The following is a 12265-nucleotide window of genomic DNA, read 5'->3' as shown; positions in this document are numbered from 1 at the left end:
AACTCTCCCCTCGGGACTGAAACCCCGCTGAAGCCGTTCTGAACCGCCTCGGTCGCAAGCTCTGCGGCATGACGACGACGCATCACGAACCCGCGATCGCAGCCACCGGACTGCGCAAGTCGTACGGGGACAAGACCGTCCTCGACGGCATCGACATCCACGTGCCCGCGGGCACGATCTTCTCCCTGCTCGGGCCGAACGGCGCCGGCAAGACCACGGCGGTCAACATCCTGTCCACCCTGATCTCCGCCGACGGCGGACAGGCGAGGATCGCCGGGCACGACCTGACCGGCGAGGCCCAGGCGGTGCGCGCCGCGATCGGTGTCACCGGTCAGTTCTCCGCCGTGGACGGCCTGATCACCGGCGAGGAGAACATGCTCCTCATGGCCGACCTCAACCACCTCTCGCGGAGCGAGGGGCGGCAGGTCACCGCCGACCTGCTGGAGCGCTTCGACCTCGTCGACGCCGCGAAGAAGCCCGCCTCCACCTACTCCGGCGGAATGAAACGCCGCCTGGACATCGCCATGACTCTCGTCGGCAGCCCCCGGATCATCTTCCTCGACGAGCCGACCACCGGCCTCGACCCCCGCTCCCGGCACAACATGTGGCAGATCATCCGCGAGCTGGTGTCCGGCGGCACGACCGTCTTCCTCACCACCCAGTACCTGGAAGAAGCCGACCAACTCGCCGACCGCATCGCGGTGCTCAACGGCGGCAGGATCGTCGCCGAGGGCAGCGCCGAGGAGCTCAAGCGGCTCGTCCCCGGCGGTCATGTGCGGCTGCGCTTCTCCGACCCCGGGCTCTACGAACGGGCGGCGACCGCGCTGCGCGAGACCACCCGGGACGACGACGCACTCACCCTGCAGATCCCCAGCGACGGCAGCCAGCGCGAACTGCGCGCCATCCTCGACTGGCTGGACGCCGCCGGCATCGAGGCCGACGAGCTGTCCGTGCACACCCCCGACCTGGACGACGTGTTCTTCGCCCTGACCGGCAGTTCCGTACCCGCTCGGCCCACCGGTTCCACCGACAAGGAGACCGTCCGATGAGCACCGCCGGCTACGCGTTCCGCGACAACCTCACCATGCTGCGGCGCAACCTCCTGCACGCCCGGCGCTACCCCTCCCTCACCCTGAACCTCCTGCTCACGCCGGTCATCCTGCTGCTGCTCTTCGTCTACGTCTTCGGCAACGTGATGAGCGCCGGCATCACCGGCGGCCCCGCGGACCGGTCCGAGTACGTCGCCTACCTCGTCCCCGGCATCCTCTTCCTGACCGTGGCCATGACTTCGCTCGGCACCTCGGTGTCCGTGGCCACCGACATGACCGAGGGCATCATGGCCCGGTTCCGCACCATGGCGATCTCGCGCGCCTCCGTGCTGATCGGTCATGTGATCGGGACCGTGATCCAGACGCTGATGGCCCTGGTGCTCGTCCTGGGTATCGGACTGGCCATCGGTTTCCGGCCCGACGCGACGCCGGTGGAGTGGATCGCGGCGGCCGGGCTGATGGCGCTGGTCAGCGTCGCGCTGACCTGGATCGCCGTCGGCCTCGGCCTGGCGAGCCCCAATGCCGAGGGGGCCAGCAACATGGCGCAACCGCTGGTCATGCTGCCGTTCCTGTCCAGCGCGTTCGTGCCGGTGGACGCCATGCCGGGCTGGTTCCGCTGGTTCGCCGAGTACCAGCCGTTCTCGCCCTTCATCGAGACCCTGCGCGGGCTGCTGCTGGGCAACGGGATCGGTACGGCGAACGCGGTACTGGCCGTCGGCTGGTGCCTGGGGCTGACCGTGCTCGGCTACCTGTGGTCCAAGGCGCAGTTCAGCCGCGAGCCACGGCAGTGAGCTCGTGCAGGGCCGCGACCCGCAGTTGATCCCGCCCCAGGGCCGCGTACCTCGACCTCGCGTCGGCGTACGCGGCCCGATCCGCGTTCTCCCCCGCCTGCCGGGACCGGGACGAGGACAGTGTGGGGAACTCCCGTACCACCGGCATCCGTTCCGCGAGCGCGATCAGCCGTACGGCCGTCGGGTCACCGTCGGCCAGCGCGGCGTATCCGAGGGCGAGCAGGACGGTGCCGTACACCGGAAGCTCCAGGGGGGACCCCTCGCCCGATTCGTCGGACAGCATCCCGAGCAGCCGTTCCCGCAGCTTCCGGGTGAGCCGGGCCACCGGCTCCAGCCGCCCGTGCTGCGCGTGCGCCGCCACCGCGGCGGCCTGCACCTGCAGTTCCCACGGATCGACGAACGGATCGTAGTCGTGCAGCAGCCGGTCCTCGCGCAGCTGCTCGACCGCCCGGCGCCACAGCCCGAGCCCGACCTCGGTCAGCCCCCGGGCCAGGGCGATCTCCGCCCGGCAGGACAGAACGGGGGTGAAGATCCGGGCGGACTCCGGCTGCTGGTCCAGGGCGGCGAGCTCCAGCCAGTACTCCGCCTCGTCGATCTCCCCGCGCTGCAAAGAGGCGAGCACCAGTCCCCCGCGGACGCCGATCGAGTCCGACCAGTCGCCGAGCCCGTCGAGCGCGGCGAGCGCGGCGCGCAGATGGTCGTACGCCTCGTCGCCCCGCTCGGACTGCAGGCACAGCTCGCTGATCCGCCCATGGGCGAGCAGCAGCATGGACGGATTGCCGAGCGGGCCCAGCCGGTCGGGCAGCAGTCGGGCGTACTCGAGGGCGCGCTCCGGGTCGTGCTCGGACTCCCACACATAGCTGGCGACGCAGGCCGCCACCCCCGCCAGCAGGGGCTCGTCGGCCTCGCACAGCTCCCCGAGCCGCGCGTACCCGGGCGGGTGCGTGTCCGGGATGGCGCACAGCACGACGGAGACGGCCCGCAGCAGGGTGTCCGGCGGGGCGGCCGGCAGCCGGCGCAGCGTGGCGAGCTGCCGTAGGGCATGCGGGCCGTGGGCCATGAAGAGGCTGGCCACGCAGACGGCGACCGCGCTGCGGGCCGGCTCGACGTCCTCGGGCCCGGGGCGGAAGTGGGACAACGGCGCGCCGGTCTCGGCGGCGAGCGCGGCGAGCCGGGCGAAGTTGGTGTCGGTGGCCCACAAGGAGGCCAGTACGGCGGTCAGCGCGGCGGTGGTCGGCAGGTCGGCGCGGGCCAGGGCGTGCCGCACCGCCAGGACGAGGTTGTCCTGCTCCGCCCGCACGCGCTTCCCCGCGGACAGCGGGTCGGCGCTGAACAGCACATCGTGGTGGGTCCGCCCGAAGTCCCGTGCCCAGGCCAGGAACCGGCCGGTCACCACCTCGTCCTCACCGGCGTCGGCCCGCTTCCCGGCGCTGAACTCCCGCAAGGTCTCCAGCATGTGGAACCGCACCCCGGAAGGACCGTCGGCCACCTTGATCAGCGACTGCCCGGCCAGCTGCTCCAACAGCTCCAGCGGGTCACCGCTCTCGCCGACGACGTACTGCGCCGCCTCCTCGGTGAAGCCCCCGGGGAACACGGACAGCGCGCGCAGCGCGGCCCGTCCCTCCGGCTCCAGCAGATTCCAGCTCCACTCGACCACGGCCCGCAGCGTGCGATGCCGCTCCGGTGCATCGCGGGCGCCGCCGCGCAGCAGCGCGAAACGATCCTTCAGCCGACGCGCGATGTCGGCCACGGAGAGCACCCGCACCCGGGCCGCGGCCAGCTCCACGGCCAGCGGCAGCCCGTCCAGGTGCCGGCAGATCTCGGCCACCCGGTCGGCGGGCAGCTCCACACCGGGCCGGGCCGCCCGCGCCCGCTGCTCGAAGAGCTCGACGGAGGTGGTCAGGGCCAGTTCCGGCAGGGCGTACACGGACTCGGAGGTCAACCCCAGCGGAGCCCTGCTGGTGGCCAGGACGCGCAGTTCCTTCGACCGCGACACCAGTGCCTGTACAAGACCGGACGCGCCGACGATCACGTGCTCGCAGTTGTCCAGCACCAGCAGGACGGGGCCGGGCCCCAGCGCGGCCACGATCGCGCTCACCGCGTCCTGGCCGCCGGCGCGTTGACGGCCCTCCCCGCCACCGACGGCCGAGGCCACCTCACCGACCACGTCGTCGTCGGCGGTGACACCGGCGAGGGTGACGAAGTGCACGACAGGTTGTTCGGCCGCCCGGCTCACGGCGTGTGAGAGCCGGGTCTTGCCCAGCCCACCGGGACCGACGACGGTGACCACCCGGGCCTCGCGCAGGAGCCCGGCCACGGCGACGATGTCGGCGTCCCGCCCCAGCAGGGGGTTCGGATCATGGGGGATGCCGTGGCGAGCGGGCGGCGCGTCCGCGCGGAGCAACTCCTGGTACAGGGAGCGCAGTCCGGGCCCCGGGTCGGTCCCCAGTTCGTCACGCAGCTTGCGGCGGTAGACGTCGTACCGGCTCAGCGCCGCCGCCCGCCCCGCCGTGGCGGCCTCGCAGCGCAGCAGCTCCGCCAGCACCTCCTCGTCGCGCGGCAGCTCCCGGGCCAGCTCGGCCAACGGTGCGGCGGCCTCCTCCCGCCGCCCCACCCGGGCGAGGGCGAGAGCCCGGGAACGGACCAGCGAACGGTGGGCCCGCACCCGGTCGGCCCGGAGCGCCACCACAGGATCGTGCAGGTCCTCCCCCGTACCGGTGCCCGTGCCCCCGTCCCACAGGGCCAGGCCCGCCTCGGCCTGCGCGAGCGCGTCCGCGTGGTCCGCCGCCCGGGTACGCTCTGCGCTCGCCGCCTCGTACAGCAGCAACGCGGTGGCGTCGACCTGCGTCTCGTCCAGCGCCAGCCGGTATCCCGTCGGCGTGCTCACGACCAGATCGGCACCCAGCTGCGCCCTGAGCCGCGACACCAGGACCTGCACCGCCTTGCCCGGCCGCTCCGGCAGCTCGTCCGGCCACAGGCCCTCCACCAGCCGAGCTGTGCTGCAGCCGGTGCGCAGCTCCGCCGCGAGCAACGCCAACAGACCGCGCAGCCGAGGCGCGGTGATCTCCCGTCCGTGCCAGGCGACTCGGGACAGCAGGGCCAACTCGGTCGTCACTCGTGCAGAGTAACCAGCCAAGTCGGGCTACGGCGCTTGGATTTGCCTACGCGCGGGGTCCGGCGGGGGCCCGGTGCCGGGGCGTCACCGCTGGGCCCTGGGCCCGGCGCGTACCCGTCGGGGCCGTATGCGCTAGGATTGATCACGAGCTGGTCGCCGCAACTCGGGGTGACTGGTGTTGCGTTGGTGGTCCAAGGAAAGACGCCCCGCTTCCTGCGGGGAAATGCAGGTGCAAGGCCTGCCCAGCGCTCGATGACGGGCCCGTCCGCGCGATGCGCGGGCGGGCCCGATGCGTTGTCCGCGTCAGTCGTCGGTGAGGTTCACGGCACGTCTGTGCCGGGCCGCACAGCGCGCCGGAGCCCGTCTGGTCTTCAAGCTGGTGCGGCCCGGGACCGACTGATGTGCGGCGCCTGGTTGTCCGGTGACGGCGGCCTACTCGCTGAGTTCGGCCCAGACGGTCTTGCCGTGCCGGGCCTGCCGGGTGCCCCACTGGTCGGCGAGCTGGGCGACCAGGAGCAGACCGCGGCCGCCCTCGTCGAGGCTCCGGGCCCGGCGCAGGTGCGGGGTGGTGCTGCCGGCGTCGGAGACCTCGCACAGGAGGGAGCGGGTGGGGGCACCTCCCGGCCCCCCGGGCGGCTGGGGGAGGATGAGGCGCAGTCGGATCGGGGGACGGCCGTAGCGGATGGCGTTGGTGACCAGTTCGCTGACCACCAGTTCGGCGACGAAGCCGAGTTCCTCCAGTCCCCAGGCGGTCAGCTGCCGGGAGACGTCCGAGCGGGCGCGGGCGACGACCGCCGGGTCGGCCTCCAGCTCCCAGGTGGCGACCCGGTCGTCCCCGAGCGTCCGGGTGCGGGCGAGGAGCAGGGCGATGTCGTCGTCCTGCCGGGACGGCAGCAGTGCCTCCAGCACGCTGTCGCAGGCCGCCTCCAGGGAGGGCGCCGGCCGGGCGAGGATCTGCCGCAGCGTGGCGAGGCCCGCGTCGATGTCGTGGTCGCGGGTCTCGATCAGACCGTCGGTGCACAGGGCGATCAGGCTGCCCTCGGGCAGCTCGACCTCGACCGTTTCGAACGGCAGTCCGCCCAGTCCGAGCGGCGGTCCCAGCGGCAGATCCAGCGGCTCCGCAGTGCCGTCCCGGACCACCACGGCCGGGGGCACATGCCCCGCACGGGCCATGGTGCAGCGACGGGAGACGGGGTCGTAGACGGTGTACAGGCAGGTGGCACCGACGTCTCCGCCGACGTCGCGGTCGGGGTCGGGGCCCGTGTCAGGGTCGGCGTCGGGGTCCGTGCGCGCTTCGGTGGACAGGCGCAGGACGACGTCGTCCAGGTGGGTCAGAAGCTCGTCGGGCGGCAGATCGATGTCCGCCAGGGTGCGTACGGCGGTCCGCAGCCGGCCCATCGTGGCGGCGGCGCGGATGCCGTGACCCACCACGTCACCCACCACGAGGGCCACCCTCGCGCCGGACAGCGGGATGACGTCGTACCAGTCGCCGCCCACCCCGGCCTCGGAGCCGGCCGGCAGATAGCGGTACGCGACGTCCACGGCCGACTGCCGCGGGGCCTGCCGGGGGAGCAGGCTGCGCTGGAGGGTGAGGGCCGTGGCGCGGGCGTGGGTGTAGCGGCGGGCGTTGTCCACGGCGACGGCGGCCCTGGCGACGATCTCCTGGGCGAGGAGCAGGTCCTCGTCGTCGTAGCGGTCGGGGTTGCCGATGCGGTGGAACTCCGCGACGCCCAGTGCGGTGCCCCGCGCACACAGCGGAATCGCCAGCGTCGAGTGGGCTCGCGGATCGCCGGGGGCCCTGTCCTGCCGGTGCCGACAGGGCCGGCCGGTGGCCAGGGCCCGCGCCGAGGGCGATCCGTCGGCCGGGGGGTGGGCCCGCTGCGCGGCCGCAGATTCCGAATCCGATGCCGAATCTGAATCCGGTTCAGGCTCGGTCGCGTCCGCCGGTCCGCGGGCCATCCTGCGCAGCATGAGCGGGCCGTCCTCCGCTTCGTCCTGCCCTCGCAGCACGGCCTCGAGCAGGTCGACGGTGACCAGGTCGGCGAAGTGCTCGGTGGCGAAGTCCGCCAGTTCCTGGGCGGTGCGGGCGATGTCCAGGGTGGTCCCGATGCGCATGCTGGCCTCGTTGACCATCGCCGACCGCCACCGCAGCCGCCTGTCCCGCTCCTCCTGGTACGCCAGGACGCCCTGCTCCGACACCCGGTCCACATATGTGGTCGCTATCGCGATCAGCCGCCGCGCCGCCTCGCTGATCTGCTTGGCGTCGTCGCTGAGCCGGGACAGCTCCACGAACAACCGGTCGATGACGATGCCCTGCGCCAGCCGGAAGGCCCGCAGCATCTCGCTGAGCGGCGTGCCGTGCCGGACCAGTACCCGCGCGCGCTCCAGGTCGGCGGCCGGCAGCTCGATCCGGCCCGGCTCGACGGAGTCCCGAAGCCCGGACAGGGCGGCGCAGAGGTGCTCGACGACGTTCGCGGAGGCCATCCGAGCCACTTCCGGGTTCTCCCACAGCACGGGCAGTTCGCGCCGCAGGCACTCTTCCACGTGGGCGCTGAGCTCGTCCGCTCGCGAGCCGAGCTCGTACGCCGCACGCGACAGAAGACGGTCGGCCGTGGGCTCCACACTGACGACGTTACGCCGCTCGGGCAGGGGGCTCAGCGTGGTGGGGATGTGGGGGTGTGGGGGCGGGACACCTCGGGCGGTGCGGTCGTGTGAGTGGCGGGTGCTTCAGGCCGCCACACCGTCGACCAGGCCCGCGCCATCGCCGCCGCGCTGGACGCCGCCGGGGTTACCGCGATCGAGATCGCCCGCGGCGACGGGCTGGCCGGCTCCAGCATCGACTACGGCGTCGGCGCCCACACCGACTGGGAGTGGATCGAGGCGGTGGTGGACGCCACGGAGCATGCCCGAACGCGTCGCGCCGCGCCCCCTTCGACCGGGAGGGGCGCGGCGCGCTGTGTGCGGTGGGACGCCGGAACGGGGGTCGTCGTCACGCCTTCGACAGCGTGACGTTCTTCTTCTGTACCGCGTGGAAGCGGGGCAGGGGCAGGCCGCCCAGAACGTCCACGGGGTAGAGCTCCACGATGGTCGCCTCGACGTCCGCCTTGCCGTGCTTGAGGGTCGACGGAGAGGGCTGGCTCCTGTTCTCCCAGCGGTGGTCCTTGCCGTCGCACACCGCGAGGGTGCCGCCGATGGCGTACCGGCTGGTGGAGGCCCGCTGGCCGACGGAGGCGCTCACGAAGGTGGGTCCCGTGCTGTCGACGCAGTGGTAGGTGCCGGACACGGTGACGGTGCCGTCGGCGGCCAACCGGGCCGTGGTGTCGACGGTCACGGTCTCCTTGGGTTCCGCGGTGGTGTCGGAGTCGGCAGGGGCCGAGGGCGCGGCGACCAGCAGGAGCAGCGCGGCGCCGAAGGCGGTGGCGAGAGCGGGGCGCAGGGGCATGGGATGACCTCCCGGGTGGGCGGAGTGGGGCGCTCCACTGGTACCCGGCCGGTGCGCCCGGCGACGTGACCGTCACCCCTTCGGTGGCGAGTCCGCCCCGACCATCGTGGATCGGTCAGAGAGTTGTCCGCGTGTTGTCACGGTTCACGGCGGGCCGTTCCGGTGAGTTCGCAACAGGAGCATGGTCTACCCATATGGACGACCCACACGGCTCGTCCGCCCTATGTGGAGGTGCGCCATGTGTTCCCACCAGCCTTCGTGCCCTGCCTCCGAGACCCGCAGCACCCATGTGGTGGCCGCACACCCCGAGCAGGGCTGGAGCCTGCTGTGCGACGGCGCCATCGTGTTCGACGACAGCGGTGAGCTGCTGCCCGACGGCCGTGTGGTCGCACCGCACCGGGTGCCGGCCGAGCGCCTGGCCATGGCGGCGTGAGCGACCCCTACGACTACGGCTACAGCTACGGCTGCGACTGCGACTGCGGCTGCGACTGGTGAACGGGAACTACGGCAGCACGGCGAACCCGTCGAGCTCCACCAGCGCCTCCTCGTCCCACAGGCGCACGACCTCGACGACCGCCATCGCCGGATAGTCACGCCCCGCCAACTGCCGCCAGATACGGCCGAGTTCGGCGGCCTGGGTCCGATACGCCGCGACGTCGGTGGCATAGACGGTGACCCGGGCGAGGTCGGCCGGCGTTCCACCGGCGGCCACCAGCGCGGCCAGCAGATTGGTCAGGGCCCGCTCGAACTGCTCGGGGAGGGTGTCGCCGGTCACCTTCCCATCCGTGTCGAGGGCGGTCTGACCGGCCAGGAAGACGACCCGTGAGCCGGTGGCGACGACCGCGTGGGAGAAGCCGGCGGGCGGGGAGAGCTCGGGCGGGTTGACGCGCTCGCTACTCACTGGCCGGCCTCCATGTCCGCGTACAACTCCTTGGCGATGATGCCGCGTTGGACCTCGCTGGCGCCCTCGTAGATGCGCGGGGCGCGCACCTCACGGTAGAGGTGTTCGAGCAGATGGCCACGGCGCAGGGCTCGCGCACCGTGCAGCTGGACCGCCTTGTCGACGACGTACTGCGCGGTCTCGGTGGCGAGCAGTTTCGCCATCGCCGCACGCTTCGGGACGTCCTCGCCGCCTTCGTCGTACGCCGTGGCCGCCGCGTACACCATGAGGCGGGCCGCCTCTGCGCGCAGGGCCATCTCGGCGACCTGGTGGGCGACCGTCTGCAGGTCCTTCAACTTGCCGCCGAACGCGTCCCGGCCGGCCGTGTGGGCGAGGGTCGCGTCCAGGGCCGCCTGGGCCATGCCGACGGCGAACGCGCCGACGCTGGGCCGGAACAGGTTGAGGGTGCCCATGGCGACCCGGAAGCCGCGGTCGGGCTCGCCGAGCACATCGTCGGCGGTGACGGGGACGGCGTCGAGGTCGAGGGTGCCGATGGGGTGCGGGGACAGCATGTCGAGGCCCGTGCCGGTGAGGCCGGGACGGTCGGCGGGGACCAGGAAGGCGGTGACGCCGCGGGCGCCGGCGCCGGGGGTGGTGCGGGCGAAGACGGTGTAGAAGTCGGCCTCGGGGGCGTTGGAGATCCAGCACTTCTCGCCGGTGAGCCGCCAGCGGGCGGGGCCGTCGGGCTCGGCGGCCAGGGTGGCGACCGGCGTCGTCCCCGGCCCGCCCGGCCGCGAGGTGTCCCGCTCCGCGCACAGCTCCAGCGCCGCCGCGTCCGACCCCGCCCCCGGCTCGCTCAGCGCGAAGGCCGCCACCGCGCTGCCCTCGGCCACCCGCGGCAGCCAGCGCTTCCGCTGGGCCGGGGTGCCGTGGGCGTGCACGGGGTGTGCGCCCAGGCCCTGCAGGGCCAGCGCGGTCTCCGCCTCCGTGCAGGCGTAGGCGAGGGACTCGCGCATCAGGCACAGGTCGACCGCTCCGGAGGTGAACAGCCGCTCCAGCAGGCCGAGTCGACCGAGCTCGGTGACGAGCGCGCGGTTGACGTGCCCCGGTTCGCCCTTCTCCGCGAGCGGGCGCAGCCGTTCGGCGGCCAGGGTGCGCAACTCGGCGCACCATGCGGTTTGTGGTGGATCGAGCGAGAATGCGGGCATTGCCGACCTCCCTGCGGGGCCGTCCGCGACGGGCCCTGTCGACGGACCTCCTCGACGGTATCGCGCACCATTGACTGCCGTCACCAACACGATACGCTCCCTGTGCGAGCCCAACACGACGCCCACGAGGCAGCCCACAAGGCAAGGGGGCGAACCGCCATGGCCGGTCTGCACCGCTCCGCGCACGTCGACAGCTTCGCCCGCGAGCATCTGCCACCGCCCGACGAGTGGCCCGAGCTGCGCTTCGACCTGCCGGGACTGCGTTACCCCGAACGGCTCAACGCCGCCGCCGAGCTGCTCGAAGGCCCCGACAACGAGCGGCCCGTGTTCCACACCCCGTCCGCCGCCACATGGACGTACGGCACACTGCGCGCCCGAGTCGACCGCCTCGCACATGTGCTCACCAACCACCTCGGCATCGTCCCGGGCAACCGGGTGCTGCTGCGCGGCCCGACCACGCCCTGGCTGGCCGCCTGCTGGCTGGCCGTGCTGAAGGCGGGCGGGGTCGCCGTCACCGTGCTGGCCCAGCAGCGGCCGCACGAGCTGCGGACCATGTGCGAGATCGCCCAGGTGCGGCACGCGCTGTGCGACATCCGCGCCGTCGACGACCTCGCCAAGGCCGAGATACCCGGCCTGCGCATCGCGACGTACGGCGGCGACGCCCCCGACGACCTGCTGCGCCTCCCCGCACCCGACACCCCCTACCCGGCCGTCGACACCGCGGCCGACGATGTCGCCCTCATCGCGTTCACCTCCGGGACCACCGGACGGCCCAAGGGCTGTATGCACTTCCACCGGGATGTGCTCGCGATAGCCGACACCTTCTCGGAACATGTGCTGCAACCACATGTGGGCGATGTCTTCGCCGGCAGCCCCCCGCTCGGCTTCACCTTCGGCCTCGGCGGACTCGTCATCTTCCCGATGCGGGCCGGCGCCAGCGCCCTGCTCCTCGAACAGGCCGGCCCCAAGCAGCTGTTGCCCGCCATCGCCGAACACCGGGTCTCCGTGCTGTTCACCGCGCCGACGGCGTACCGCACGATGCTGGACGAGCTCGACTCGTACGACATCTCCTCGCTGCGCCGCTGTGTCTCCGCGGGCGAGAACCTGCCCGCCGCCACCTGGCAGGCCTGGCACGAGCGGACCGGGCTGCGCGTCATCAACGGCATCGGCGCCACCGAACTGCTGCACATCTTCATCTCGGCCGCCGACGAGCACATCAGGCCCGGGACCACGGGTGTGCCGGTACCGGGGTGGCAGGCGCGCGTCGTCGACGGCGAGGGCCGGGACCTGCCCGACGGAGAGCCGGGGCTGCTCGCGGTGCGCGGGCCGGTCGGCTGCCGCTATCTCGCCGACCCACGGCAGCGCGAGTACGTGCGCCACGGCTGGAACATCACCGGCGACACCTACGTCCGGGAGAGTGACGGCTATTTCCGCTACGTCGCTCGCGCGGACGACATGATCATCTCGGCCGGGTACAACATCGCGGGCCCCGAGGTCGAGGAGGCGCTGCTGCGCCACCCGGACGTGCTGGAGACGGCGGTGGTGGGGCGGCCGGACGAGGCGCGCGGACAGGTCGTGGTGGCATACGCGGTGCTCAGGGAGGGCGCGCGACAGGACGCGGAGGCGCTGCGCACATTCGTCAAGGGCGAGCTGGCGCCGTACAAATGCCCGCGCGAGATCGTCTTCCTGGACGCGCTGCCGCGCACCGCGACCGGCAAGCTCCAGCGGTTCCGGCTGCGCGACGGTAATGGCCCGAGGGGTGACCAGCAGTGATCCGTAC

At 72.7% G+C, this 12265-nt stretch carries 9 protein-coding genes and 1 pseudogene; 5 read left to right on the top strand and 5 right to left on the bottom strand.

Annotation, left to right across the window (positions count from 1 at the left end; all coding sequences use genetic code 11):
• Positions 1 to 68 precede the first annotated feature (68 nt).
• On the top strand, positions 69 to 1049 hold the full coding sequence (locus ACZ7NC_RS01430; RefSeq protein WP_471483869.1) for an ATP-binding cassette domain-containing protein: 981 nt from the start codon (positions 69 to 71) through the stop codon (positions 1047 to 1049).
• Positions 1046 to 1840 (top strand): ABC transporter permease, encoded by a 795-nt coding sequence (locus tag ACZ7NC_RS01425; protein ID WP_471483868.1) that lies wholly within the window; start codon positions 1046 to 1048, stop codon positions 1838 to 1840. The genes ACZ7NC_RS01430 and ACZ7NC_RS01425 overlap by 4 nt, the downstream gene beginning before the upstream one ends.
• Here the strand turns inward: ACZ7NC_RS01425 and ACZ7NC_RS01420 are convergent.
• Both ACZ7NC_RS01420 and ACZ7NC_RS01415 read right to left on the bottom strand, forming a co-directional pair.
• A complete protein-coding gene (locus tag ACZ7NC_RS01420; protein WP_471483866.1) occupies positions 1818 to 4955 on the bottom strand; it encodes an ATP-binding protein in 3138 nt (1045 codons plus the stop codon). The genes ACZ7NC_RS01425 and ACZ7NC_RS01420 overlap by 23 nt on opposite strands.
• A gap of 432 nt (positions 4956 to 5387) precedes the next feature.
• Positions 5388 to 7577 carry an ATP-binding SpoIIE family protein phosphatase gene (locus tag ACZ7NC_RS01415; protein WP_471483865.1) on the bottom strand — a complete coding sequence of 730 codons (2190 nt, stop codon included), beginning with the start codon at positions 7575 to 7577 and terminating at the stop codon, positions 5388 to 5390.
• Positions 7578 to 7670: 93 nt separating this feature from the next.
• Between ACZ7NC_RS01415 and ACZ7NC_RS01410 the strand changes: the two are divergent.
• Positions 7671 to 7895, top strand: a pseudogene (locus ACZ7NC_RS01410) (4-hydroxy-2-oxovalerate aldolase); the annotation flags it as partial.
• Positions 7896 to 7944: 49 nt separating this feature from the next.
• Here the strand turns inward: ACZ7NC_RS01410 and ACZ7NC_RS01405 are convergent.
• Entirely contained in the window at positions 7945 to 8397 is a 453-nt protein-coding gene (locus ACZ7NC_RS01405; RefSeq protein WP_471483864.1) for a DUF6299 family protein, read from the bottom strand.
• A 238-nt stretch (positions 8398 to 8635) separates the two neighbouring features.
• Here ACZ7NC_RS01405 and ACZ7NC_RS01400 point away from each other — a divergent pair, with 238 nt between their 5' ends.
• Positions 8636 to 8830, top strand: coding sequence for a DUF5999 family protein (locus ACZ7NC_RS01400; RefSeq protein WP_471483863.1), 195 nt, complete (start codon positions 8636 to 8638; stop codon positions 8828 to 8830).
• A gap of 69 nt (positions 8831 to 8899) precedes the next feature.
• On the opposite strand, the gene ACZ7NC_RS01395 is transcribed toward ACZ7NC_RS01400, so the two are convergent.
• Both ACZ7NC_RS01395 and ACZ7NC_RS01390 read right to left on the bottom strand, forming a co-directional pair.
• Positions 8900 to 9298, bottom strand: a complete 399-nt coding sequence (locus ACZ7NC_RS01395) for a RidA family protein (protein WP_471483861.1) — start codon at positions 9296 to 9298, stop codon at positions 8900 to 8902.
• The gene (locus ACZ7NC_RS01390) at positions 9295 to 10485 is read right to left on the bottom strand and encodes an acyl-CoA dehydrogenase family protein (protein WP_471483860.1); all 1191 of its coding nucleotides are present in this window, start codon (positions 10483 to 10485) and stop codon (positions 9295 to 9297) included. Before ACZ7NC_RS01390 ends, ACZ7NC_RS01395 begins: the two co-directional genes overlap by 4 nt.
• 159 nt (positions 10486 to 10644) lie before the next feature.
• Here ACZ7NC_RS01390 and ACZ7NC_RS01385 point away from each other — a divergent pair, with 159 nt between their 5' ends.
• Positions 10645 to 12258 (top strand): AMP-binding protein, encoded by a 1614-nt coding sequence (locus ACZ7NC_RS01385; protein WP_471483858.1) that lies wholly within the window; start codon positions 10645 to 10647, stop codon positions 12256 to 12258.
• Positions 12259 to 12265 lie beyond the last annotated feature (7 nt).

The organism is Streptomyces sp. NPDC111802 (genome assembly GCF_055634335.1).
The sequence above is the reverse complement of the archived record's forward strand: the minus strand, read 5'-3'. Positions and strand labels throughout refer to the sequence as shown.